At 67.4% G+C, this 23,243-nt stretch carries 20 protein-coding genes and 1 riboswitch; of the genes, 11 read left to right on the top strand and 9 right to left on the bottom strand.

Features of this window, described 5'->3' with window-relative positions; genetic code table 11:
* Positions 1–10: 10 nt before the first annotated feature.
* Together AC3WUF_RS15175 and AC3WUF_RS15170 are read right to left on the bottom strand one after the other, a co-directional pair.
* Positions 11–526: a Csu type fimbrial protein gene (locus AC3WUF_RS15175; protein ID WP_492427032.1), complete on the bottom strand. Its 516-nt coding sequence runs from the start codon at positions 524–526 to the stop codon at positions 11–13.
* 180 nt (positions 527–706) lie between these two features.
* Positions 707–2,341: a protein kinase domain-containing protein gene (locus tag AC3WUF_RS15170; RefSeq protein WP_492427030.1), complete on the bottom strand. Its 1,635-nt coding sequence runs from the start codon at positions 2,339–2,341 to the stop codon at positions 707–709.
* A gap of 288 nt (positions 2,342–2,629) precedes the next feature.
* On the opposite strand from AC3WUF_RS15170, the gene AC3WUF_RS15165 reads away from it, so the two are divergent.
* Complete coding sequence (locus tag AC3WUF_RS15165; RefSeq protein ID WP_492427028.1) at positions 2,630–3,265, top strand: response regulator; 636 nt, start codon at positions 2,630–2,632, stop codon at positions 3,263–3,265.
* Between the two features lie 24 nt (positions 3,266–3,289).
* Positions 3,290–3,613 (top strand): hypothetical protein, encoded by a 324-nt coding sequence (locus tag AC3WUF_RS15160; protein WP_492427026.1) that lies wholly within the window; start codon positions 3,290–3,292, stop codon positions 3,611–3,613.
* Between the two features lie 3 nt (positions 3,614–3,616).
* Here AC3WUF_RS15160 and AC3WUF_RS15155 read toward each other — a convergent pair whose 3' ends face one another.
* The 3 genes from AC3WUF_RS15155 to argA are packed head-to-tail and all read right to left on the bottom strand — an operon-like array spanning position 3,617 to position 7,070.
* On the bottom strand, positions 3,617–4,342 hold the full coding sequence (locus AC3WUF_RS15155; protein ID WP_492427024.1) for a 16S rRNA (uracil(1498)-N(3))-methyltransferase: 726 nt from the start codon (positions 4,340–4,342) through the stop codon (positions 3,617–3,619).
* Between the two features lie 2 nt (positions 4,343–4,344).
* Positions 4,345–5,754 (bottom strand): adenosylmethionine--8-amino-7-oxononanoate transaminase, encoded by a 1,410-nt coding sequence (bioA, locus tag AC3WUF_RS15150; protein ID WP_492427022.1) that lies wholly within the window; start codon positions 5,752–5,754, stop codon positions 4,345–4,347.
* Positions 5,751–7,070 carry an amino-acid N-acetyltransferase gene (argA, locus tag AC3WUF_RS15145; RefSeq protein WP_492427020.1) on the bottom strand — a complete coding sequence of 440 codons (1,320 nt, stop codon included), beginning with the start codon at positions 7,068–7,070 and terminating at the stop codon, positions 5,751–5,753. The genes bioA and argA overlap by 4 nt, the downstream gene beginning before the upstream one ends.
* 72 nt (positions 7,071–7,142) lie before the next feature.
* On the opposite strand from argA, the gene AC3WUF_RS15140 reads away from it, so the two are divergent.
* Genes AC3WUF_RS15140 through AC3WUF_RS15125 form a run of 4 tightly spaced genes read left to right on the top strand, consistent with a single transcriptional unit; the run spans position 7,143 to position 11,467 of the window.
* Positions 7,143–7,724, top strand: a complete 582-nt coding sequence (locus AC3WUF_RS15140; protein ID WP_492427018.1) for a UPF0149 family protein — start codon at positions 7,143–7,145, stop codon at positions 7,722–7,724.
* Between the two features lie 10 nt (positions 7,725–7,734).
* Entirely contained in the window at positions 7,735–9,066 is a 1,332-nt protein-coding gene (locus AC3WUF_RS15135; protein WP_492427016.1) for an aminopeptidase P N-terminal domain-containing protein, read from the top strand.
* Positions 9,063–10,295 carry a 2-octaprenyl-6-methoxyphenyl hydroxylase gene (ubiH, locus tag AC3WUF_RS15130; protein WP_492427014.1) on the top strand — a complete coding sequence of 411 codons (1,233 nt, stop codon included), beginning with the start codon at positions 9,063–9,065 and terminating at the stop codon, positions 10,293–10,295. The genes AC3WUF_RS15135 and ubiH overlap by 4 nt, the downstream gene beginning before the upstream one ends.
* Positions 10,292–11,467 carry a UbiH/UbiF/VisC/COQ6 family ubiquinone biosynthesis hydroxylase gene (locus AC3WUF_RS15125; RefSeq protein WP_492427013.1) on the top strand — a complete coding sequence of 392 codons (1,176 nt, stop codon included), beginning with the start codon at positions 10,292–10,294 and terminating at the stop codon, positions 11,465–11,467. Before ubiH ends, AC3WUF_RS15125 begins: the two co-directional genes overlap by 4 nt.
* A 4-nt stretch (positions 11,468–11,471) precedes the next feature.
* Here AC3WUF_RS15125 and AC3WUF_RS15120 read toward each other — a convergent pair whose 3' ends face one another.
* The 4 genes from AC3WUF_RS15120 to AC3WUF_RS15105 all read right to left on the bottom strand — a co-directional run bounded on the left by AC3WUF_RS15120 (position 11,472) and on the right by AC3WUF_RS15105 (position 19,148).
* Complete coding sequence (locus AC3WUF_RS15120) at positions 11,472–12,662, bottom strand: glycosyltransferase (RefSeq protein WP_492427011.1); 1,191 nt, start codon at positions 12,660–12,662, stop codon at positions 11,472–11,474.
* A gap of 106 nt (positions 12,663–12,768) precedes the next feature.
* Positions 12,769–13,593, bottom strand: coding sequence for a FecR family protein (locus AC3WUF_RS15115; RefSeq protein ID WP_492427009.1), 825 nt, complete (start codon positions 13,591–13,593; stop codon positions 12,769–12,771).
* A gap of 1 nt (position 13,594) precedes the next feature.
* Positions 13,595–17,473 carry a beta strand repeat-containing protein gene (locus AC3WUF_RS15110; protein WP_492427007.1) on the bottom strand — a complete coding sequence of 1,293 codons (3,879 nt, stop codon included), beginning with the start codon at positions 17,471–17,473 and terminating at the stop codon, positions 13,595–13,597.
* 10 nt (positions 17,474–17,483) lie between these two features.
* Positions 17,484–19,148: a ShlB/FhaC/HecB family hemolysin secretion/activation protein gene (locus AC3WUF_RS15105; RefSeq protein WP_492427005.1), complete on the bottom strand. Its 1,665-nt coding sequence runs from the start codon at positions 19,146–19,148 to the stop codon at positions 17,484–17,486.
* Between the two features lie 142 nt (positions 19,149–19,290).
* Positions 19,291–19,390: riboswitch (glycine riboswitch) on the top strand.
* Between the two features lie 210 nt (positions 19,391–19,600).
* Here AC3WUF_RS15105 and gcvT point away from each other — a divergent pair.
* The 5 genes from gcvT to AC3WUF_RS15080 are packed head-to-tail and all read left to right on the top strand — an operon-like array spanning position 19,601 to position 23,226.
* On the top strand, positions 19,601–20,680 hold the full coding sequence (gcvT, locus tag AC3WUF_RS15100; RefSeq protein WP_492427204.1) for a glycine cleavage system aminomethyltransferase GcvT: 1,080 nt from the start codon (positions 19,601–19,603) through the stop codon (positions 20,678–20,680).
* A 40-nt stretch (positions 20,681–20,720) separates the two neighbouring features.
* Positions 20,721–21,110, top strand: a complete 390-nt coding sequence (gene gcvH / locus AC3WUF_RS15095) for a glycine cleavage system protein GcvH (RefSeq protein WP_492427003.1) — start codon at positions 20,721–20,723, stop codon at positions 21,108–21,110.
* A gap of 37 nt (positions 21,111–21,147) precedes the next feature.
* The gene (gene gcvPA, locus AC3WUF_RS15090; RefSeq protein ID WP_492427001.1) at positions 21,148–22,512 is read left to right on the top strand and encodes an aminomethyl-transferring glycine dehydrogenase subunit GcvPA; all 1,365 of its coding nucleotides are present in this window, start codon (positions 21,148–21,150) and stop codon (positions 22,510–22,512) included.
* A gap of 12 nt (positions 22,513–22,524) precedes the next feature.
* Positions 22,525–23,025 carry a thiol peroxidase gene (tpx, locus tag AC3WUF_RS15085; protein ID WP_492426999.1) on the top strand — a complete coding sequence of 167 codons (501 nt, stop codon included), beginning with the start codon at positions 22,525–22,527 and terminating at the stop codon, positions 23,023–23,025.
* A gap of 6 nt (positions 23,026–23,031) precedes the next feature.
* Positions 23,032–23,226, top strand: coding sequence for a hypothetical protein (locus AC3WUF_RS15080; RefSeq protein ID WP_492426997.1), 195 nt, complete (start codon positions 23,032–23,034; stop codon positions 23,224–23,226).
* Positions 23,227–23,243: the final 17 nt, after the last annotated feature.

The following is a 23,243-nucleotide window of genomic DNA, read 5'->3' as shown; positions in this document are numbered from 1 at the left end:
TCGATGGATGTCAGTACGCAACTTCAACCGTAATGGTGTCGGTGTACAGGCCGACCGAAGGCGTGGTCTGACCTGCCGGCACCTTGCCATACACCGGCAGCGTCTGCGTCACGCCGGTGCCCACGCTGCCGAGCGAAGCGCCGCCGGCAACCGTGCCCCAGTGAGTCGTGCGGCCCTGGTTTTGGAACAGGTCATAGGCGATGAGCTCACTGCCCTTGGCCATGTGGCGTGTCGTCGTGTCGCCGCCGCTGGCGTGCGCGCCAGCGTTGAGAGCGACCGTGTAAGGCACGCCGGTCGTGCAGGTCACCGCGATCGCGGACTCCGCCTCATAGGCTGTGTTGAGCAGCTGACGCGTGCCGAATTCCATGTCGGTGGTCTGGGCGGATTCGACGAGGCAGCTTTTCTCGATCGTGATCCTGACCTGGAAGTCATCGGTCGACGTCTGTGCAAGCGCGCTACCCGCCGTCATGCCGAAGAGTGCGCCGATGGCGACGGCGGTTGCCTTGTTGATCTGCATTCTGTCCATAGTCCTAGCTCCGTAGAGACATCGAGGCTGGGGCGTGGTCCGGAAATTCGAAACTTGGCGCGCGACAGCTTCCGATGAACAGATGCTACGGCGCGTGTTCGGCGCAATTGAGCGAGTTGCGACGAGCGGCGATTGCGCGGCGAGCAACGGTCGGGGGCGGCCCGACATCGCCGTCCGCCGTCAGCGCAGCATGCGCATGACGCAACCCTGGTTGTCGATCAGGAACGAGAAGCGGCGGCCATCGTCGGTGCGCAGCTTCGGTGTCTCCAGTCGCCCGCCCTCGAGCTTGACGACGTCTTCGAACTTGGCGATGTCGGCGTAGGTGAAATCGCGTCCGGCGAAAAGCTCGGAAACATGCCGCGAACAGCGCGAGCGTTCGAGCGCGAGCTGCTGCGCGTGATTCATTGCGCCGCTGTCGCCCGGCTGCTCGGGTACCGCTTCGGTGGCGGCGATGACATCGGCCGTCGCCGGCGTCAGCACCGCCAACTCTTGGTTCGCCGCCGCGGTGGCTTCGGGTGCGGCGATCTCGCGCGATGCCGGGGCTTCGGCAACCGCTGCCGGCGGCGGCGTGGCTGGCGGCCGGCCGGTTGCGACGGGCGCAAGGCTGGGCTTGGGTGCGACCGGCAATGGCGCCGGTGCGGCGCCGGTTTGTTCCGTCTCTGCGCTGATCGCATCGATTGCCGCCTGATTGAGCACCGGCGCTTCGCTGCCGCTGCCCAGGGAAACGAAACGCGGGCGATCGGTGTCGGTGGGTGCGCGGGCGTAAGGGTCGATGGCGGTCGCCGCCGGTTGGGCAGCCGCTGCCGGCGCCTTGTCCTTGGGCAGCATGAAGCCGGCGATTGCCGCGATCAGCACCAGCGGTGCGCCGATCAGCATCCAGGTTCGCGCGCCGCCTGCCGTGGGCGCCGCAGGCGCCATGCTGCTCGCCGGAACGACGGTGGCTGGGGCCTGCAGCTTCATCAGCGCGCGCCATTGGGCGATCGTCTGCGGACGCTGCGTTGCATCCAGCGCCAGCGCCTGTTCGATGCCCGCGGCAAGCGTCGCCGGCAAGCCGTTGTCGATTGCGGTCGCCAGCGAACCCGGCGTCGCACCGGCGAGGCGCTGATCGGCCGATGGCGGCGCCTGTCCGGTCGCGGCGTGATGGACGACGGCGGCGATCGCGTAGATATCTGCCGCGGGCGTGATCTGCGCGTCCGCCTGCAGTTCCTCGGGCGCTGCATAGGGCGCTGGCGCCACGCTATGCAATGCGCGCTTCCTGAATCGGATGGCCGCGCGCAGGCTGCCGAAGCCGCCGAGCGTCGCGCGACCCTGATCGCCGGCCCAGATCAGCTGGGGGCCGATCGCACGATGGACGATGCCGGCCGTGTGCAGGGCTTCGGCGGCTTCCATCAGATCGGTCAGCAGGGTTTCGACGCTGCCGGCGGCCATCGCGTCGCCGCGGCCGAGCCGTTCCTGGAGCAGCGGTGCCGCCGGTGCGCTGCAGCTGTACCAGGCGCCGCCCTGATGTTCGGCGCTGTCGATCAGCCGCAGCAGGCGCGGATGCCGAACCGCCGCGACGGCGTGGGCACGGTCGAGGTAACTGCGCACCCACCAGCGCAGGGCGACGCGGTCGCCGGCATCGCTGGCGGCCATGCTCTGCGCTTCGCGCTGCGCGAACTCGTGCGCGAAGAACTCATGGAGAAGCACCGTGCGGTGCACGGGATGCTCGGCCAGATAGTGGAAGCCCTGAGTATCCGCGCCGAGACTCTGGCGAATCCGGTAGTCGCCAATAACGGCGCCGGACGCCAACGGCGTTGCGGTGTGATCGGTCGTCATGCGCGACATTCCCCCGTCAGTCGCGGCGCTGCTGTCACGCGGCGCTCCCCCGTAACCAAACTCAAACCCCGGTGCGAGGCTGGCCGCACCTGGAGTTGTCTGCCGCCGATAGTAGAGTCTCCACCGCCGGCCGCATACCGGGGTTCCACCCATGCCGCCCGGGGCCGCGCCGGCCGCCAGTCCACCGTCCGTCAGCCGGGCCCCGACGCTCGACGGCCATGCGGTCGTCGAGTGCCCGCAAGCGTGGAGACTGCAATCCAGTCTTACCAAATGGATGGAGCAGGGCCGATGCGGGTCGTCATAGCCACGGCGCAGGGTCTGATCAGGGCGGGGCTCAAGCGCCTCGTCGAAGAGCGCCCGAACGTTCAGGTCGCTGCGGTTGCCGACAACGGCGCGGCGTTGCTCGAGGCAGTCCGCCGCAATCAACCCGATGCGGTGCTGTCCGAATTCGATCTGCCGCAGCTGAGCGGGCTGGAAGCCCTGGCCCGCATCCGCCGCGAGGTGACGCGCACGGCGGTGCTGATGCTGACCGGTGCGCCGGATGCGCAGCTGCTGCGTGCGGCGGTACGCCTCGGCGCGCTGGGTATTGTCGACATGGCGGCGGAACCCAACGACCTGTACGCCGCGTTGTCCGCCGCGCAGCGCCAGCAGCTCTATGTCAGCCCGTCGATTTCACACTACCTGGCGACACCGCCGGGCCATCATCAACCCGATCATGCAACCTCGCTGAGCCAGCGCCAGCGTCAGGTGCTGCAGATGATCGGCCGCGGCAACTCCACCCGCGAGATTGCCAACGAGATGGGCGTCAGCATCAAGACCGTCGAGACCCACCGCGCGCGGATGATGGATGCACTCGGCATTCGCGGCACTCACGCCTTGATGCGTTACGCGATCAGGATCGCGATGGGCGGCGTGCGCGCCTAGCCATCTCAGGCGTAAGCTGGCGGCATGAACAAGCGATTCATTGCCGCGATTGCGTTAGGCCTTGCCGGCTCCGCGCAGGCGCAACAGGATCTGGGCCCCTTCGTGACCGCGCAGCCGGTGAGCTGGCACGGCGCGAGCATTGCCGTCGGCGACAGCCGCGCAAGAGTGCGCGAGGTCACGCAACGCGCACCCGATCGCGATGTCGTCCTGCGCCACGGCGAGTCGGTGCGCATCGGCCAGCAGTGGATGTACTTCGGCCGCGATGCCGAGCCCGGCAAGCTGCTGTGGGTCGAGCTGATCGGCGGTCAGGTCAGCCGCGTCTGGATCGAGACGGTCGACCCGTCCTGAGTCTTACCAGTCGCCCCAGAGCGACTGGATCGCCGCCAGGGTCGCCACGCCGGCGGTTTCGGTACGCAGCACACGCGGCCCAACCCGCAGGCCACTGAAGCCGCTGCGTTGCGCATGCTCGATTTCCGCAGCGCTGAGGCCGCCCTCCGGTCCCACCAGCAAGGTGACTGCGCCCGACGGCGGCGCCAGGCTGCGCAGGCTGTGCGCGGCCTTCGGATCCAGCGTCAGCTCCAGCGCCGCGCCACGCGGCGCATCCAGCCAGCGGGCCAGATCCTGCGGCGCTTCGAGCGAGGGCAGACGCGTGCGGCCCGACTGCTCGCAGGCGGACGCGATGACGCCCTGCCAATGTTCGGTCTTGCGTTCCCAGCGATCGCCATCGAGACGCACGACACTGCGCGACGACAGCAGCGGCACGATGCGCGAGATGCCCAGCTCGACGGCTTTCTGGATCGTGTAATCCATGCGGTCGCCCTTGGACACGCACTGCGCCAGCGTCAGCTGCAATGGTGATTCGCGCTCGACGGCGTCATGCGCATCGATGCGCGCCGTTGCGGCGCGCTTGCCGGCATCGACAAGGCTGGCGCTGTACTCGCCGCCCTGGCCGTTGAAGGCGACGAAGGTATCTCCGGGGCGCATGCGCAGTGCCTGGACCAGATGCCGGAAAGCATCTTCAGGCAAGGCGAATTCGGTGCCGGCCGCGAGCGCCTGATTGACGTACACGCGAGTCATGTTCAATCGCGCGTCGCTTCGTGGATCGCCGCAATGGCGGCCTTGCACATCTGCTCGATCTCGCGCGGCGCGATCACGTAAGGCGGCATGAAGTAGATGACGTTGCCGAGCGGCCGCAGGATCACGCCGTAGTCCTTGTGCGCGTTCAGTGCGTGGCGATACGCACGCAGCCCGCGCCGCTCGCTCGCTGGATACGGCTCCTTGCTGCGGACGTTCTTCGCGAGTTCGATCGCCATCACCATGCCCTGCAGGCGTACCTCAGCGACGTGCGGATGCGAGCGCAGCTCGGCGGTCTGGCTCCACATCAGCTCCGACAGCAGGCCGTTGGTGCGCAGCGGACGTTCGCGTTCCAGCAGGTCCAGCGTCGCCAGTGCCGCGCGGCAGGCGAGCGGATTGCCGGTGTAGGAATGCGAATGCAGGAAAGCCTTGCCGGCACTGTAGTCGGCGTAGAACGCCGCGTAGATGTCGTCGCGCGTCAGCGTCACCGCGAGCGGCAGCGTGCCGCCGGTCAGACCTTTCGACAGGCACATGAAGTCCGGCGTGATGCCGGGCTGTGCGTCGCGATTGCCCTGCGGTGCGGGGGCCCAGTCGCAGGCCCACAGCCGGCCGGTGCGGCCGAAGCCGACCGCGATCTCGTCGGCAATCAGGTGCACGCCGTATTTCGTGCAGGCCTCGCGCAGCAGCGTCAGATACAGCGGGTGGTACATGCGCATGCCGCCGGCGCAATGGATCAGCGGCTCGACGATGACCGCGCAAACTTCGTGTGCATGGCGCTGCAGCGCCAGCTCCATCTGCGCAAAGCGCTGCCGCGTGTGGTCTTCCCAGCTCTGTCCCGGCGCGCGCTCGTAACAGTCCGGTGACTCGACATGGATCGGTTCGAGCAGCAGCGGCGCGTAGGTGTCGCGATACATGCTCGGTCCGCCGACCGCGAGCGCGCCCAGGGTTTCGCCGTGGTAGCTGTTGGTCAGCGCGATGAAGCGGGTCTTCTGCGGCTTGCCGGCATGGCGCCAGTAGTGGAAGGACATCTTCAGCGCGACTTCGACCGCCGACGAACCGTTATCGGCGTAGAAGCAGCGCGTCAGACCCGGCGGCGCGAGTTCGACGAGGCGTTCCGACAGCTCGACGACAGTCTCGTGCGTGAAGCCGCCGAGCATGACGTGGTCAAGACGGTCGAGCTGCTCCTTGAGCTGGCCGACGATATGCGGATGGCCGTGGCCGAACAGGTTGGTCCACCAGGAACTCACCGCATCCAGATAGCGCCGGCCTTCGAAGTCTTCCAGCCAGACGCCTTCGCCGCGCTTGATCGGCACCAGCGGCAGCGCGGGATCGGCGCCGGCGTGGTCGTGCATCTGCGTGCAGGGGTGCCACACATGGGCGAGCGAGCGCTGCACCCATTCGCTGTTCAGGCTCATAGATCCTTGATCAGAACCAGCGAATTGCGCTGGTAGTTGTACAGCCGCTGCTTCTGCATCGGCAGGTCTTCGGGCGTTGCCTTGCGGAAGCCGTGTTCGATGAACCAGTGCGGCGTGTGCGTCGTCAGACTGAACAGGCGCTTGAGGCCCAGCTGGCGCGCTTCGGCCTCGACCCGCTTGAGCAGCACGCCGGCGCGGCCGGCGCGCTGGTAATCGCGGTGCACGGCGACGCAGGCGAGTTCGCCCATCTGGTTCTGCGGGAACGGGAACAGCGCGGCGCAGGCGATGACCAGGCCGTCGCGGACGATGACGTTGAACTGCGCGATGTCGAGTTCCAGCTGCTCGCGCGAGCGCGGCACCAGGATGCCTTCCTGCTCCAGCGGCTGGATCAGGGTCAGCACGCCGCCGACGTCTTCGATCGTCGCGTCGCGCATCGCTTCGTAGTCGGGGTCCGAGTACAGCATCACGCCAACGCCGTCGCGCGTATACAGCTCGCGCAGCAGCGCGCCGTCCTGATGGCCGACGAGGTGCACGCGCTTGACGCCGCCGCGCGCGGCGGCGAGCGCCGCACCCAGATAGGTGCGATCGAGTTCGCTGAGGTCGCTGCTCTTGGCGAGCAGCTCCGCGCCCTGGGCCTGCGACAGCTGGCCGGCATCGCCGGACTCCTCGCCGAGGCGCCACTGCTCCGGCTCGGTCGGCGTCACGAACACCAACTTGTCGGCGCCCAGCGCGGCGGCGGTCGCGGTCGCGAGGTCTTCGGCGCGCAGGTTGAAGATCTCGCCGGTCGGCGAATAACCGATCGGCGAGAGCAGGGCGATACGGTCCTGGTCGAGCACCTGGCGGATCGAATCGACGTCGATGCGCCGCACTTCGCCGGTGAACAGGTGATCGATGCCGCCGCGAATGCCGACCGGCCGCGCGGTGACCCAGTTGCCGCTGGCGACGCGGATGCGCGCGCCGCCCATCGGGCTCGACGCCAGCGAGGTCGACAGGCGCGCCTCGATGTCCATCCGCACGCTGCCGACCGCGTCCTTCGCGCAGTCGAGCGCGGCGCGATCGGTGACGCGCAGGCCGTTGACGATCCGCGGTTCCAGCTTCAGCGCGCGCAGGCGCTGGTCGATCTGCGGACGCACGCCATGCACCAGCACCAGCTTCACGCCGAGGCTGTGGAGCAGGGCGATGTCGTAGATCAACTGGTCAAAATCTGCCCGCTCGGCGGCCTCGCCCCCGAAGGCGATGACGAACACGCGGCCGTTGTGGGCGTGCACGTAAGGCGCGCAGGCGCGCAGGACGGAGACGAAGTCGAGGGAGCTCATGGGCGGATTATAGAGGGCTTCCAGGCGGTTTCCGGGGCCAAGGCGGCCGCCGTCAGGGCCTATAATTGGCCGATGAGCTCCACACCCGATTCCCAAGCCCTCGACTTCGACGCCCTCAACGCCCTGCTGCAGCAGATCGGCTATGTCGACGAGGCCGCCGAGTATCACGGCGCCCTGTGCGGCGCGCTGTGCGTTGCCCCCGCCGCGGCGATCGATGCCTTCAAGGTCATCGAGCCGGCAAGCTCCGCGCCGGTGTCGAATCCGGCCGTGCGCGCCGAGCTCGAAAAGCTGCGCAACCAGACGCTCGACGATCTGGCCGACGACGACATGCGCTTTGCGCCGCTGCTGCCGGACGACGAGGTCGCGCTGGTGCCGCGCGTCGCCGCGCTGGTGGCCTGGTGCGAGGGTTTCCTGTTCGGCCTCGTCAGCCGGCCCGGGCTGAACCTGGAGCGCTGCTCGGAGGATCTCAAGGAAGTCGTCCGCGACTTCACCGAGCTGACCCATGCCAGCGTCGGCGACGAGGCCGATGCCAACATGGAAGAGAGCGCCTACACCGAACTGGTCGAGTACGTCCGCGTCGGCGCGCAGCTGGTGTTCATGGAACTGCATCCGCGGCCGACGCTGGACCCCTCCGATTCGCAGCACCTTCACTGAGCCCAAAGCCATGAAAGAACTGACCGCTGGCAGGGAATACGCCGCGCGCCGCGCCGAACTGATGCGGCGCATCGGCAAGGACGGCATCGCGATCGTGCCCGCCTCGCATGAAGTCGTGCGTGCCCGCGACACTCACTACAAGTTTCGTCAGGACAGCGATTTCGCCTACCTGACCGGCTTTCCGGAACCGGATGCGTTGGCGGTGTTCGCGCCGGGCCGCAAGGTCGATGGCAAGCGCGCCGAGTTCATCCTGTTCGTGCGCCGCCGCGATCCCGAGCGCGAGATCTGGGACGGCCGCCGCGCCGGACCGCAGGGCGCGGTCAAGCGCTACGCCGCCGACCAGGCTTTCACGCTCGACGACATCGACGCCCAGTTGCCGAAACTGCTGCAGGGGCGCCAGCACCTGCATTACACGCTCGGCGAGCGCGAGGCTCTGGACAAGCGCATCACGACGGTCGTGCGCGAGATTCGCGAAGTCGCACGCCGTGGTGCGGCGGCGCCGGTCGACTTCATTGCGCTCGAGGCGACCTTGCACGAGATGCGCCTGATCAAGACCAAGGCGGAGCTGGATCTGATGGCGGTGGCCTGCCAGGTCAGCGCCGAGGCGCACTGCAAGGCCATGCTCGCCGCCAAGCCGGGTCTGTACGAATGGCAGATCGCCGCGGAGCTGCATCACCACTTTGCGCGTCACGACATGGAGTGCGGCTACGGCTCGATCGTCGGCGGCGGCGACAACGCCTGCATCCTGCACTACACCGAGAACAACGCCGAGCTGCGCGACGGCGATCTGCTGCTGATCGACGCCGGCGGCGAGCTGCAGGGTTACACGGCGGACATCACGCGCACCTTCCCGGTCAACGGCAAGTTCTCCAAGGCGCAGCAGGCGGTCTACGAGGTTGTCCTCGAAGCCAACGTCCGCGCGATCAAGGAACTCAAGGCCGGCAACTCGTCGGCGCGGCCGCATGAAGTGGCGACAAAGGTGCTGACCGAAGGCATGGTCGAACTCGGCCTGCTGAAGGGCAAGCCGGCGGACCTGATCGCCGAAGGCCGTCACCGCCAGTTCTACATGCACGGCACCGGCCACTGGCTCGGCATGGACGTGCACGACGTCGGCAGCTACAGGATCGATGGCAAACCGCGGCCGTTCGAGCAGGGCATGGTCATGACGGTGGAGCCGGGTCTGTACATCGCGCCCGGCACCAAGGGCGTGGCCGAGAAGTACTGGGGCATCGGCGTGCGCATCGAGGACGACGTGGTCGTCGGCAAGCGCGGGCCGGAAGTGCTGACGTCCGCGGTGCCCAAGACCGTGCGCGACATCGAGCGGCTGATGGCTGGCGCATGAGCGCCGGCAGCGAAAACCCGAGCTTCGACGTCGCCATCGTCGGCGGCGGCCTGGTCGGCGCGAGCGTCGCGCTCGGTCTGGCGGCAACCCAGCTGCGCGTCGTGCTGATCGAGTCCGCCGCGCCGCCCGCCGGCGCAGCGAGCTGGGACGAGCGCTGCATTGCGATCAATCTCGCCAGCCAGCGCATCCTCGACAGCCTCGGCGTCTGGCCTGCGCTGCTGCGCGCCGCCGCGCCGATCACCAGCACGCATATCTCCGAGCAGGGCCGCTTCGGCGTCGCGCGGTTCGCCGCGGCGGATGCCGGCGTCGATGCGCTGGGCTTCAATGTGCCGATGCGGCGTCTGGGCGAAGCGCTGTGGCAGAAGCTGGCGCAGACACGCGGCGCGCAGATCATTGCGCCGGCCAAGGTCGCCCGCGTCGACACCGGCGCCGACGATGCCGAACTGTTTCTCGACGACGGTCGCGTGCTGCGCGCGCGTCTGGTCGTTGCCGCCGACGGTATGCACTCGCCGCTGCGCACCGCCGCGGGCATCGATGCCAGCGAGCGCGATTACCAGCAGTCGGCGATCGTCACCGCCGTGCGCAGCAGGCGCAGTCATCGCGGCTGCGCCTACGAGCGTTTCACGGCGGAAGGCCCGATCGCGGTGCTGCCCAAGCCATGGGAAGCGGCGGAGGATGTCTGCTCGCTGATCTGGACCGTGCCGGCGGATCAAGTGGCGCAGCGCCTGCAGTGGTCGGATGCCGAATTTCTCGAGGCGGCGCAGCAGGCTTTCGGCGAACGCCTGGGAGCCTTCACCGCCATCGGCCGTCGCGTCGCCCATCCCTTGTATCAGGTCGTCAGCGAGCAGCTGATGGCGCCGCGCACGGTGTTCGTCGGCAATGCGGCGCAGTCGCTGCATCCGGTCGCGGCGCAGGGTTTCAATCTGGGCCTGCGCGACGCCGCGACGCTCGCGGAAGTGCTGGCGCAGGCTGCCGCCGACGGCATCGAGGCCGGCGACGACGACCTGCTGCGCAGCTACTGCGATCGCCGCGAGCAGGACCGCCGTTCGGTGTCGCGCTTCACCGACGGCATCGTCCAGCTGTTCTCGAATCGGGTTCCGGGTCTGCGCGGGCTGCGTCACCTGGGTCTGCTGGCGATCGATCTGGCGCCGCCGCTGCGTGATGCGGTGCTGTGGCAGAACCTGGGCTACGGTGCGCAGTCGCCGGCCGCAGCGCGCAGAAACTCATGAGCACAACCAGCAACGCGGCACTGGATTGCGACGTCGCCGTCGTCGGTGCGGGCCTGGTCGGTGCAGCCGCGGCGCTCGGGCTGCACAAGCTCGGCTTGCGCGTGCGCCTGCTCGAGCGCAAGGCACCGCCTGCCTCGTATGAAGACTACGATCCGCGCGTCTATGCGGTGTCGCCCGCGAGCGTGCGCCTGCTTGACGATCTGGGCCTGTGGCGCGGCATTGCCGCCGAACGCGTGTCGGCATACCGCGCGATGCAGGTCTGGGAAGACGATATCGATCAGGGCCTGCACTTCGATGCGGCCGATGCACGCACCGATCTGCTCGGCTACATCGTCGAGAACCGCGTCATGCAGCAGCACTTGTGGAACGCATTGCCGGCCGGCGTGCTGCGCGAAGGCGTCAATGTGCGCAGCTGCGTCAGCGGCGACAGCAGCGCGACGCTGGAATTCGACGGCGGCGGCAGCTTGCGCGCGGCGCTGGTGATCGCCGCCGACAGCGCGCAGTCGCCGCTGCGCGTCGCCCGCGGGATCGACGTGCTGCGCCATGCCTACGATCAGACCGCCGTCGTCTGCCACGTGCAGACCGAGCGACCGCATCGCGGCGTCGCCTACCAGCGTTTCGTCGAGAGCGGGCCGCTGGCTTTCCTGCCGCTGGCGGATGGACGCAGCTCGATCGTCTGGTCGACGACCGAGGCCGAAGCCCTGCTGCAGCTCGATGACGCTTCGTTCTGCGCGGCGCTGTCCGCCGTCAGTCAGCAGGTGCTGGGGCGTATCGAAGCGTCAACGCCGCGGCTGAGCTTTGCGCTCGCGTTGCAGCACGCGGAGCGCTACGTGCAGCCGCGCTTCGCGCTGATCGGCGATGCGGCGCATGTGATTCATCCGCTCGCCGGGCAGGGCATGAATCTCGGCTTCGGCGATGTCGCCGTCCTGCTGGAGACGCTGGCGCAGGCCCATCGCGCGGGCCGCGATCTGGGGGCGCTGCGGGTGCTGGAGAAATATCAGCGCGCACGCCGCGCGGCGGCGACGGAAATGATCGCCGTGACCGACGGTCTGTATCGCCTGTACCGAAACCAGCAGCCGGGCCTGCGCTGGCTGCGCCAGCGCGGCGTCGGCGTCGTCAATGCGGCGGCGCCGCTGCGGCAGACGCTGGTGCGCGCAGCCTGCGGACTGTAAGGCTTCAGAATCCCGATGGCGGTGCCGCCAGCGCGGCATCCAGCAAGCGTTGGGGGATCGTTTCGCGCGGCCAGCCGGCATTGCGATCGGCGAACCGTCCGGCGGCGCTGCGCAGCGCCGGATCGTCGATCAGGCGCTGCAGCAGCGGCAAGGCCTCCTCGGTCGGGGTTGTCGGCAGCAGGATGCCGGCACCGGTGCGCTGTGCCGAGAGCGCCATCATCAGCTGGTCCGGGTTGTACGCCATCACTCCGACGGGCTTGCGGCCGGCGAGCGCCAGCGTCACCAGATTGAGCGTGCCGTAGCAGATCACTGCATCGCTGGCAGCCACGGCCTGATCGAAATTGACGGCGGCCTGAGTGCATAACCAGACGTTGTCGGCGCGCTGCGCGACTTTCGCTGCCGCGCTGTGAATTCTGACGAGGCATCGCGCCCGTAGCCGCTTCAGCAACGGCAGCCACAATTCGAACTGCTGCATCGAGACCAGTGACGCAAACAGCCGCGGGGTGTCGCCGTCCGGCCACAACGGCGTTTCGCCGTAGCTGATGTCCGGCATGCCGACGTAGTTCGCCGCGGTGGACCGTGGGTAGTGGTCGAGTTCCGGGTAGGTCAGCAGCACGGCAGGGATGCCGCGCAGCATGGCCGCCGGCGTGTCGAGCGGCGCCGCGCCGAATTCGGCAATGGCGCGATTGATGACATCCAGCAGGTGCGCCTCGTTGGCGAGCAGCGCCGCGTCCGGTATCTGGAGATCGGGTCTGAATGACGGCCACGGCGATGAATCCGGCGGTTCCGAGAAGCCGTTGCCATAGCGCAGCAGCGGCAGGTTCGCGAGGCGGGCAGCGATCAGCGCGGTCGGACTGTGCCGCGCCATGACCCGGTCGATGGCGAATCGCTTGTACAGCGCTTGCCAGGCACGCAGGCGTGCGGCGAGGTTGCCGACGCTGGCATAGCCGCAGTTGTGCAGCAGGCTGGCGTAGCTGGCCTGAACCTTGATCTGCAGCGGCTCGACGGTTTCGGCCACAGGCGCTTGAACCAGCTCGCCGAGTTCGGGCGGCAGATGTGCCCCGGCGAGTGCCAGATCGCGGACGATGAATACGCACTCATGGCCTTGGTCGCGCGCGATGCGCGCGACGGCCGCCATCGTCGACACATAGCCTGAGCCGACGCCTAATTCCCAGCTGAGTGCGATCCGCGCCATCTCTCGGTTCCTATGCGGCCCATCGGCGCATCCTGCCAGCTTCGCTGCGGACAACAAAAAGGCCGCAGGCCGACGAGGACAGGCCTGCGGCCGAAACTGCAGCGCTTCAGTCGTCCGTATCGCAGATCGTTGTCGGGTCCGGGATCGGATCGAGGCGCAGGAACTCAGGCGCTACCGGCAGGTAGATCTGCTGGCCATCGGGCAAAGTGATCAGGAACTGCGCCGTGTTGACGCCGACCGTGATGCCGGCGCTGTTGGTCGTGAAGATGCCGCCGGCGATCACGCCCATGATGACGCCGTTGAGCCCGGACGATCCCTCCGGCAGGCCTTCCTGTAGCGCGTTGTCGCTGGCGCAGGCTGCATCGCAGTAAACGACCCAGTAATCGGTGCCGCGGATACCGATCGTCGCGACCGGCGTGTTGACACGGTACTCGGCCGGATCCGCCTTGCCGATCAGGCCCGACACTGCGCGGAAGCCGCCCTTGAGCAGGCGAAAGACGGCGCGCTGCGCCGTCGATACCGGCGATGTGTTGGTCTGCGAGCCGGGAATCGGCCGCAGCGGCAGCGGCGTTGCTTCGGGTTTCGCTGCCGCAGCCTTCGGTGCGCTCTCGGCTGCTGCGATCGTTGCCGGCTCGGCGGCGAACTCCTCGATCACGAACCGCGTGTTCGGGCGCAGCAGGATGAACCCGCCGTCCTGGAAGCGCAGATTGACGTAGGTGTTGGCACCCGAGGAGATGATCTCGCCCGGGTACAGCTTGTCGCCCTTGGCGAGGACGCGCATCGCCATCGTCTGTGCATCGGAGGCATTGGCCTGGCCGGCGAGCAGCATGACGGTAGCCGCGAACTGACGCTCCGCTGCGTGGCTGGTGCCCGACAGCAGCGCCGCGAGCAACGCGGCGAGCGTGACGACCGCTTGGATTGAACGGGTCATGTCACTGCACTCCGGTCGCGTCGCAGGAGAATTCGCCGATCTGGTACGACGTGTCCCTGCGCTGGATCTCGCCTTCGCCTGGCTTGGCGTCCGGCGACGGTTCGAGGAACGGGTCGTCGATCTTCGATGCTTCGGCGAGCGCGATGAAGATTTCGCCGGCGTTGGCGATCGGTGGCGTCGGCGTCGGCGTGACGACGGGGGTTGGCGTTGGCGTCACGACCGGGGTCGGTGTCGGTGTGACGACTGGCGTCGGTGTCGGCGTCACGACCGGGGTCGGCGTCGGTGTGACGACGGGGGTTGGCGTTGGCGTCACGACCGGTGTCGGCGTCGGTGTGACGACCGGCGTCGGGGTGGGGGTCGGCTCCGGTGTCGGCGTGGGTTCCGGCTCGGGCGTCGGCGTCACAACCGGCGTCGGTGTCGGCGTCGACGCGATGACGTTGCCCTTCAGGACGATGACCTGGCCGGTCGTGTTGTCGGTGGTGCCCAGGCCTTTGATGTCGCCCTCGGTGTAGAGGATGTAGTTGGCACCGCTGAGCGCCTTGACGCTGCCACCCCTGGCATCGAGTTCCTCCGGCGGCGGCGGTCCCTGATCCGGCGGGCCCGGCTGGAACGGCGTGCCGAAGGTGATGTCACCCTGGTAGCCGGTGCCGCCGAGCAGATAGGTTTCCACGCCGGTCCGCAGGGCGCCGGTGACGTTGTTGAAGATCAGCGGCAGATTATCCGGGCCGTTGGGATTGTCGTAGTTGTAGTAGGGCCGGAAATTGAAGGCCAGCAGCGGCAGCGGACCGTTGATGGTCGGCATGCTTACCGATTGCGCCGAGGCGCCCGGCGCGGACACGAACAGATAGCCGCTTTCGATGCTCAGATTGCCGAGCGCCACATTCGTGTCGGAGATGAAAACCGCACTCGGCGCAGTGCTGGGATCCGGCAGCAGAATCGCTGGAAGCGGCGTGACGTCCGGAGATTCGTTGCCGTCCGCATCGAGGCCGAGGAACCACGGATCGGAGCCGATGCCGTTGATGCTGTTGCCGCTGCCCGCGACGACGTTGGCGCCGTTGAGGTTGATGGTGTGCGCGGCGACGACGATCGAGCCGCTGCGCAAGGTGGCGCCGCTCTCGACGGTGATCGCGCCATCGGTCAGGTCCAGGCCGCCTTCGGCGTCGGCGCCGGCAACGACGCCCAGCTGCGATGTGGCGCCGCTGCCCGAACCGATCAGCAGGTCGCCGAGAGTGATGTCGCCAGACTGCGAGATGATCGTCGCGGCAGCGGCCTGTGCGTCGGTACCGAGATCGATGTTGACGCCGACGATGCTGCCGCCTTCGTTGACGCCGTAGATATCGCCGCGTGCGCCGATCGACACGCCGCGTCCGGAGTCGCTGTTGCCGCCGGCGCTGATCGAGCCGCTGATGGCGCCGACGCCGACGTCGCCGCCACCCGCTTCGGCGCTGATGGCGACGTTGGACAGCGTGACGAGGCTCGTCAGCGTGGAGCCGGAGCCGCCATCGGCCGAGGCGTTGATCGTGCCGACCATCAGCTCGGTGCTTTCAACGGCATCGGCTGCGGCATTGGCTTCCACAGAGACCACAGTCGCCGCGCTGCCGTTCGAAGTTGACGCGGCAATGATGTCACCGACCAGCGCGCTGTCGCGCGCTGAGACGTTGACGTTGGCCTGGGTGACGCCGCGGACCGTGATGTCGCCGGTCTGGATGTTGCGCGGGATACTGGCGCTGCCGGTGGTGCTGACGCTGACTGACGCGGTACCGCCGTAGTTAATCGTCGCCGGATCCTGAGCCGCCGTGAGGCTGCCCGCGTCGATGCTGCCTGCGGCGCTGAGCAGCACCGAAGCGTTGCCGCCGAAGGCGTTCGGGGTCACCGCGCTGACGTCGCCGACGCTGATGCTGCCGCCGCTGGACTGCACATTGACCGATGACGTCGAGCTCAGGTCCTTGGTGTCGATGTCACCGGCTGCCTCGAGTGCGATGAGGCTGCCGCTGGCATTGCCGGAACCGGCGGCAGCGCCCGACATCAGGTCGATGTCGCCACCCGCGGTGATCTTCAGGCCGCCGTTGACCGTCAGGCCGTTGCCGGTGATGCCGACCGTGCCGTCCGTGATGATCTCGACGGAGTTGGCCGAGGCGATCAGCGCGAAATCGCCGGAATACGCGCCGGTCGTGCTGGTGATGCGCAGGTCGTCGACCTGGGTGATGGTGCCGGTCGTGATGGTGCCGGTCGCGTTGAGCGTGATGTCGTTGGGGGCCTTGAGCGTGCCGGTGTCGATGCCGCCGCCTGCGGTGGCGTCGACACTGATGCTGCCGGTGCCGCCAGCGATGCTCAGATTGCCGAGGGTGATGTTGCCGGGCGCGCTGACCGTGATGTCGCCCGCCTGACTGATCAGGCCGACCGGCGCGTCGATCGTGCCATTGGCGACGGTCGCCTCCAGTGTGATGCTGCCGCGCAGATCGAAGACATCGTCGCTGCCCAGGAACACGATGCCTGGTGCGACGGTGGTCGTGCCGCCGACGCAGGTCGTGCATCCGGCCACGACCTTGAGACTGCCACCGTAGCTCGGGGAAACGCCCTGGGCGGTGAACGTGCCGCCGGCATAGTCCTCGAAGGTGACTGAGTTCTCGCCGTTGAGTGTCACGGTCGAGCCGAAGCCGGTGTTGTTGAGCTGCGATTGCAGCGTGGCATAGTCGATGTTGCCGCCGGTGTTGGCGACGATGAAGTCGAGCGGATCGATCAGCAGTTCGCCGCCGCGACCGAGGGTGACGATATCGCCGATGTTGACGGTGTTGCCGGACAGTTCGGCGAAGCCGCCCTGGCCGCCGCGATCGGCGACGCTCATCGAGGCGCCGCGCTGGTAGTCGAGAGTCTGGCCGGCGACGGCGATGGCCTCGCCGCCATTGCGGCCGCTGGCGTCGGTCGCCGAACCGTTGGCGAGCAGGATGTTGCGGTCGGAGCGGATGTCGATTGCGCCGCCGTTGCCCTGCACGCTGGACGCATCCAGCGTGCCGCGCTGCTCGATGTTGCCGCCGTTGGCGACGAGATAGATTTCGCCACCGCGTTGTTCGATGCCGCGTGCCGAGACGCGGCCGCTGTTGTTGATCGCGGTGCCGATCAGTTCACGCGCGACGTTGGCGGCCATGACCACCGCGCCGCCGTTGGCGATGATGTCGCCGAAGTTCTCGACGCCGGCCGCGGCCGAAGCGGCCGCGGCGTCCACCGAGTACGAGACCAGACCTTCCGGATCGAGCTGCAGCGACAGCTGGCGGCCGGCGGCGAGCAGCACATCACCGTTCGGTGCCGAGATCGTGCCGCTGTTGGTGACCTTGTCGGCGCTGAGCACGACGAAGCCGCCGTTGGCCGCGCTGATCTGGCCGCGGTTGACGATGCTGGCGCTGCTGTCACCGGAGAACTTGAGCTTGCCGGCGAGGAAGTCCTCGTTGCTGATATTGCCGGTGCTCGTCACCAGCGCACCGACGTCGACGCGGCTGTTGGCGCCGAACATCACGCCCTGCGGGTTGATGACGAAGACGCGACCGTTGGCGGTCAGGTTGCCGAGAATTTCGGAGGGCAGGTTGCCGATCACGCGGTTCAGCGTCGCCGCCGAAACGGACGGCTGGTTGAACACGACGTACTCGCCTTCGCCGATCGAGAAGTTCTGCCAGTTGATGATCGCAGCGTTGGACTGCTGGTTGATCACCGTGTTGCCGGGCACCGGATTCGTGATCTGCGCCTGGCCGCCGACGACCTGGCCGCCGGTGGGGTTGGCGGGGATCGCGACCGGCCACAGCAGCGTGGTGCCGGTCAGGACGGTGGCCGCGGTGCGCAGTGCGCGGGCGATCGGAGTGAGCTGGGGCGTGAACTGTTTTTTGGACATGGAAGTGTCCTCAGAAGCTGGCAGAGAGCGAACCGAACGCGCGACCGGAATCCCGGTCGTCGCTGACTTCCCGGTTGCCGAGCGGGTAAGCCCAGTCGAGCGAGAAGGTGATGGGCTGGACGACGACATCGACGCCCAGACCGACGTCAGACAGTGAGCCAGGGTCCACGCCTTCGTCGGCGAACACGCGGCCGGAGTCGGCGAAGATTCGGCTGCGCAGCGAAGCCGGACCGAGCGGCATGGTGTGGCGCAGCGCGACGCTGCCGAAGTAGCCGGAGTCGCCGCGCAGTTCGGCGCCAGGGAAGGCGCGCACGTTGCCGGGACCGCCGAGCGAATACTTTTCCGTATCCACCAGCGTATCGGGTGACCAGGCGCCGTTCACTCGCATGTACAGCTGGAAGGCGCGGCTCAGTTGCAGCAGATGTTGCACGTCCAGATCCCACTTCAGACGCTGGTCTCCGCTGTCTGTACCGAATTCCGATTCGCCCGGTGAGTTGGACTGGAAGTTGGAGCTCAGCGACGTCGAAACCTGCGTCACCGACGAATTGTCGTAGGTCCGAGTGTAGGCAAGGCCCAGACGGAAGAGTGTGATGGAGGTCTGATTGAAGACCAGGCCGGAGAAATCGGCGTTCGAAAGCGAGCGGCTGACGCCAAAAGTACCCGAAAGAGTCTGCTTGGCGTCACGCATCAGCGCCTGTTCGAGCGTGACTTCGCCGCTGCGGCTGCGGCCGTCGACCGGCAGATCGTCCACCTCGAACTCGGCATGCGCGTAGTTCACGCGCAGGCGCGTGCCGCTGAAGTTGAGCGGGCGCGAATAGGTCACCGAACCGAAGCGTGCGAGGCTGTTCTCCGAGACCAGGCCGACCAGCGACAGCTGATCCTCGATATAGAACGGGTTGTTGAACGTGGCGACCGCGGTCGCGCGGTATTCGCCGACGCTTTCGCGACCGTAGTTGTCGACGAACAGGCTGCCCTGGAACAGATCTTCGGTCAGCTGGATCGTGACGTCGCTGGTTTCCGGCATTTCGCCCGGCTTGATGCTGGCCCGGGCGCTGAGGCCGGGCAGGCTGTTGAGCGTGCGCAGGCCGGCCTGCAGATCCTCGGACTGGTAGATCTTTCCGGACTGGAAACGGTCGAGGTAACTGACGACATGGTCCGCCGAGTAGCGACCGTTGCCACTGACCGAGACGTTGGCGACGCGGCCTTCGGAGACCTGGAACAGGATCGAGCCGTCGGTCACGCGCTGCGGCGGCACGTTGACCGTGGCCAGCGAGTAACCCTTCTGGATGTACAGGTCAGCGACGGCGTCGGCGGCGTTATAGATATCGACGAGCGAAATCGCACGGTTGAGGTAGCTGGCGACAGCGGCCTGCAGTTCCGCCGTCGTGAACAGCGTGTTGCCGTTGAACTCGATGCGCTGCACGGTGATCTTGGTTTCGCCCGCGGCGGCGCCGGTGACGCGCGGCAGCTTCGGCGGCACGATCGTGTCGGCCGGCGCCGAGGCGCTGGGCAGCGGCTCGTCGGGCTTGAGCGGATCGACGATCTGTTTCGGCGAGGTGACCTGCGCCATGGCCGTTGCGGCCGGCAGGGCAACGCCGGCAAGCAGCATGACCAGACCGCCGGCCAGCTTGCGAGAATCGCTCGGGAGCGGCAGTACCGAAGTGTGTGGCGACATGGTGCAGGCTCAGTAACTTTGTCAACGCTCACTATAGCTTAGCGCCGGAGCTGCAAGCGGCCTTTTTAGTCACTTTCTGGGTGACCTATGTCGCATTCTCCGGCCGGGACTCGCCATCGCCGCCGCGGACGTTTAAAGTGCCAACCTCATCACGCGAGAGACCGTGCCCTGATCCAAAAGGGTGCGGCGCCGAAGGCGCAAACCGCCCGGAATCGCTCAGGCCAAAGGAGCGTGATGCGGCAGCAGAGACTCTGGAGAGCGCCCGACCGCAGGTGGGCCACCGAAGAGGCAGGGGTGTGCGACCACGATCGCCGCCTCCGAACTTTCAGGTCACAGGACAGAGGGGCGGGTGAGGAAACGGCGATGCCCCTGGCGTCTGCCGTTCCAAGGCCGGTTTTCCGGTCCGTCTTTCCGCCCGCACCCGTCTACAGCAGGAGTTTTTGCCCGTGGCATTGAAGCAGACTGCGCTGCACCCCGAACATGTCGTGGCCGGCGCCCGCCTGGTCGATTTCGCCGGCTGGGACATGCCCATCCAGTACGCCTCCCAGCTCGACGAGCATCACGCCGTCCGCCAGGACGCCGGCATGTTCGACGTCGCCCACATGTCCGCCGTCGATCTGCACGGCGCCCGCGTCCGCGAATTCCTGCGCCAGCTGCTCGCCAACGACGTCGCCAAGCTGACCGTGCCCGGCAAGGCGCTGTACAGCTGCATGCTGCGTGAGGACGGCGGCGTCATCGACGACCTGATCGTCTATTTCCTCGAAGAAACCTGGTTCCGCCTGGTCGTCAACGCCGGCACGACCGACAAGGATCTAGCCTGGATCAAGGCGCGCGCGGCGGCCTTCGATGTCAGCGTCAAGCACCGCAGCGACCTCGGCATCCTCGCGGTACAGGGGCCGAATGCGCGGGCCAAGGTCGAGCCGCTGCTGCCGGCCGCGCTGCGTGCGCCGGCCGCGGCGCTGTCGGTGTTCCAGGCGGCGCATGCCGGCGACTGGCTGGTGGCCCGTACCGGTTACACCGGCGAGGACGGCTACGAACTGATCCTGCCGCACGCCGAACTGGTGCCGCTGTGGCGCGCGCTGCTCGCTGCCGGCGTCAAGCCTTGCGGTCTCGGTGCGCGCGATACGCTGCGCCTGGAAGCCGGTATGAACCTGTATGGCCAGGACATGGACGAAACCACCCAGCCACTGGAGTCCGGGCTGACCTGGACCGTCGCCTGGGAGCCGTTGGACCGTCAGTTTGTCGGTCGCCCGGCGATCGAAGCGCTGCGCGGCAAGTCGCCGCGCAAGCTGGTCGGCATCCTGCTCGAAGGCCGCGGCATCGTGCGCGCGCACATGCCGGTGCGTTTCGCCAACGGCGCGACGGGTGAGACCACCAGCGGCGGTTTCTCGCCGACGATGAAACAGTCGATCGCGCTCGCGCGCGTCGACAGCACTGCCGATGGCGCCTGCGAAGTCGAGATCCGCGGCCAGTGGGTCGCCGCGCGCATCGTCAAGCCGCCGTTCGTGCGCAACAACAAGATTCTGATCTGACCCCCTTTCGCCAAACCCTTAATTGAGTGGAGCAACAGCAATGAGCAAGGTTCCTGCCGAACTGAAGTACGAGAAGTCCCACGAATGGCTGCGCCGCGAAGCGGACGGCAGCGTCACGGTCGGCATCACCGACCATGCGCAGGCCGCGCTCGGCGATCTGGTGTTCGTCGACGTGCCGGCGGTCGGCCGCAAGCTGGCCGTGGGCGATTCCTGCGCCGTCGTCGAGTCGGTCAAGGCCGCTTCCGACGTCTATGCGCCGATCGCCGGTGAAGTGATCGCGATCAACGAGGCGCTGTCCGGCAGCCCGGAAATCCTCAACAGCGATCCGTACGGCGCAGGCTGGATGTGGAAGATGAAGCCGGCCGACGCCGCTGCGATCGACAAGCTGCTCGATGCCGCCGGCTACGAAGCGTTCCTGAAGACCCTGTAAGCGCCGTCCAGCACTTCTCCAGCGCGAGTCCCGATTTATGCCATTCGTTCCCCATACCCAGGCCGATGTCAAAGACATGCTGGCCGCCATCGGCGCGCCGAGCATCGATGCCCTGTTCGACGAAATCCCCGCGGCGCTGCGCTGCGGCCCGTTGAGCAAGGTGCCGGCCGGCCTGCCGGAGATGCAGGTCTCGCAGCTGATGCATGCGCGCGCCGAGCAGGACCGGCTCGCGCTGAACTTCATCGGCGCCGGTGCCTACGAGCATCACATTCCGGCCGCGGTGTGGGAGATCACGACGCGCGGCGAGTTCTACTCGGCCTATACGCCATACCAGGCCGAGGCAAGCCAGGGCACGCTGCAGCTGCTGTACGAATACCAGACGATGATCTGCGGCCTGACCGGCATGGAGGTCAGCAACTGCTCGATGTACGACGGCGCTTCGGCGCTCGGCGAGGCGCTGCTGATGGCGCTGCGCGCGAACAAGAAGAACAGCGGTGGTCGCGTGCTGATGCCGCGCGCGGTGCATCCGTTTTATGTCGACGTCACCCACAACACGACGCCGTCGCAGGGCATCGTGCTCGACGCGATCGACTACGACACTCAGCAGGGCACGACGCTGCTCGACGCGCTGAAGCAGCACGAAGGCAGCGCGCCGACCGCGGTCGTTATCCAGCAGCCGAACTTCTTCGGCCAGCTGGAGGACGTCGATGCGATCACCGACTGGGCGCATGCGCAGGGCGCGCTGGTCGTCGCGGTCGTCAATCCGGTGTCGCTGGCGCTGCTCAAGCCGCCCGGCCAGTGGGGCACGACGGGTGCCGACATCGTCTGCGGCGACGGCCAGCCGCTCGGCGCGCCGCTGTCGTCCGGCGGTCCGTACTTCGGTTTCCTGACGACCAAAATGGCGCTGGTCCGCGAGATGCCGGGCCGCATCGTCGGCCGCACGCTAGACCTCGACGGCAAGCCGGGCTTCGCGCTGACCTTGCAGGCGCGCGAGCAGCACATCCGTCGCGCGAAGGCGAAGTCGAACATCTGCACCAACCAGGGTCTGCTGGTGACGGCGGCGACGATCCACATGTCGCTGCTCGGGCCCGAAGGTCTGGCGCAGGTCGCGTCGGCCTGCATGGCGAATACGCGCGAACTGCAGGCGCAGCTGGCGTCGATCAAGGGCGTCGAAGTCGTCTTCGGCGGCGCGCGCTTCCACGAGATCGTGATCCGCCTGCCGCGCAAGGTCGCGCCGGTGCTCGAGGCACTGGCCCAGCGCAACATCTTCGGCGGCTTTGATCTGTCCCGGCACTATCCGGAACTCGGCAACGCCGTGCTGGTGTGTGTCACCGAAACCAAAACTGCATCCGACATCGCCGCCTACAAGACGGCGCTGGCGGACATCCTGTCGGCGTCCTGATCGAGAACCCTCATGGCCAATATCACCCTGCGTGGCAATCCCATCCAGACCAGCGGCGAGCTGCCGAAGATCGGCGACGATGTGCCGGGCTTCCGCCTGGTCGGCGGCGATCTCAAGGACGTCGCGCTGCATGACTTCGCCGGCAAGCGCAAAGTGCTGAACATCTTCCCGTCGATCGACACGCCGACCTGCGCGACTTCGGTGCGCCAGTTCAACCAGCGTGCATCGTCGCTCAACAACACCGTCGTGCTGTGCATCTCGGCCGACCTGCCGTTCGCGCAGGCGCGCTTCTGCGGCGCGGAAGGCCTGAAGAACGTCGTCATGCTGTCGCTGATGCGCGGCCGCAACTTCTCGCCGGACTATGGCGTGCTGATCGAGAACGGCCCGCTCGCCGGACTGACGGCACGCGCCGTCGTCGTGCTCGACGAGAACGACAAGGTGATCCACTCCGAACTGGTCGGCGAGATCGGCAGCGAGCCGAACTACGACGCCGCGCTCAAGGTTCTGGGCTGATCGGCGATGACGACGGTACTCAAGGCCGCGGCCATCCTCGCGACGCTGATTGTCGCGGGTCTGGGCATTGCCTTCGTGACCGGTGCGATCACGCGCGAGGTGCTGTTCCAGCAGTCGCTGCTGGTGCTCACGGTCGTCGCGATCCTCGCCGCCGTCGGCCTGATCCTCACTCTGCTGCTTAAGCGCCCCGATTCGCGCTGAGCCAACACACTTTTTTG

Source organism: Fontimonas sp. FW305-C-3, from assembly GCF_058783185.1.
Note: the sequence above shows the minus strand (reverse complement) of the source record. Positions and strands in the feature narration are given on the sequence as shown.

Coding starts and splice junctions, on each gene's coding strand:
- AC3WUF_RS15175 (WP_492427032.1), bottom strand. CDS start 526: ATGGACAGAATGCAGATCAACAAGGCAACCGCCGTCGCCATCGGCGCA.
- AC3WUF_RS15170 (WP_492427030.1), bottom strand. CDS start 2,341: ATGACGACCGATCACACCGCAACGCCGTTGGCGTCCGGCGCCGTTATT.
- AC3WUF_RS15165 (WP_492427028.1), top strand. CDS start 2,630: ATGCGGGTCGTCATAGCCACGGCGCAGGGTCTGATCAGGGCGGGGCTC.
- AC3WUF_RS15160 (WP_492427026.1), top strand. CDS start 3,290: ATGAACAAGCGATTCATTGCCGCGATTGCGTTAGGCCTTGCCGGCTCC.
- AC3WUF_RS15155 (WP_492427024.1), bottom strand. CDS start 4,342: ATGACTCGCGTGTACGTCAATCAGGCGCTCGCGGCCGGCACCGAATTC.
- bioA (WP_492427022.1), bottom strand. CDS start 5,754: ATGAGCCTGAACAGCGAATGGGTGCAGCGCTCGCTCGCCCATGTGTGG.
- argA (WP_492427020.1), bottom strand. CDS start 7,070: ATGAGCTCCCTCGACTTCGTCTCCGTCCTGCGCGCCTGCGCGCCTTAC.
- AC3WUF_RS15140 (WP_492427018.1), top strand. CDS start 7,143: ATGAGCTCCACACCCGATTCCCAAGCCCTCGACTTCGACGCCCTCAAC.
- AC3WUF_RS15135 (WP_492427016.1), top strand. CDS start 7,735: ATGAAAGAACTGACCGCTGGCAGGGAATACGCCGCGCGCCGCGCCGAA.
- ubiH (WP_492427014.1), top strand. CDS start 9,063: ATGAGCGCCGGCAGCGAAAACCCGAGCTTCGACGTCGCCATCGTCGGC.
- AC3WUF_RS15125 (WP_492427013.1), top strand. CDS start 10,292: ATGAGCACAACCAGCAACGCGGCACTGGATTGCGACGTCGCCGTCGTC.
- AC3WUF_RS15120 (WP_492427011.1), bottom strand. CDS start 12,662: ATGGCGCGGATCGCACTCAGCTGGGAATTAGGCGTCGGCTCAGGCTAT.
- AC3WUF_RS15115 (WP_492427009.1), bottom strand. CDS start 13,593: ATGACCCGTTCAATCCAAGCGGTCGTCACGCTCGCCGCGTTGCTCGCG.
- AC3WUF_RS15110 (WP_492427007.1), bottom strand. CDS start 17,473: ATGTCCAAAAAACAGTTCACGCCCCAGCTCACTCCGATCGCCCGCGCA.
- AC3WUF_RS15105 (WP_492427005.1), bottom strand. CDS start 19,148: ATGTCGCCACACACTTCGGTACTGCCGCTCCCGAGCGATTCTCGCAAG.
- gcvH (WP_492427003.1), top strand. CDS start 20,721: ATGAGCAAGGTTCCTGCCGAACTGAAGTACGAGAAGTCCCACGAATGG.
- gcvPA (WP_492427001.1), top strand. CDS start 21,148: ATGCCATTCGTTCCCCATACCCAGGCCGATGTCAAAGACATGCTGGCC.
- tpx (WP_492426999.1), top strand. CDS start 22,525: ATGGCCAATATCACCCTGCGTGGCAATCCCATCCAGACCAGCGGCGAG.
- AC3WUF_RS15080 (WP_492426997.1), top strand. CDS start 23,032: ATGACGACGGTACTCAAGGCCGCGGCCATCCTCGCGACGCTGATTGTC.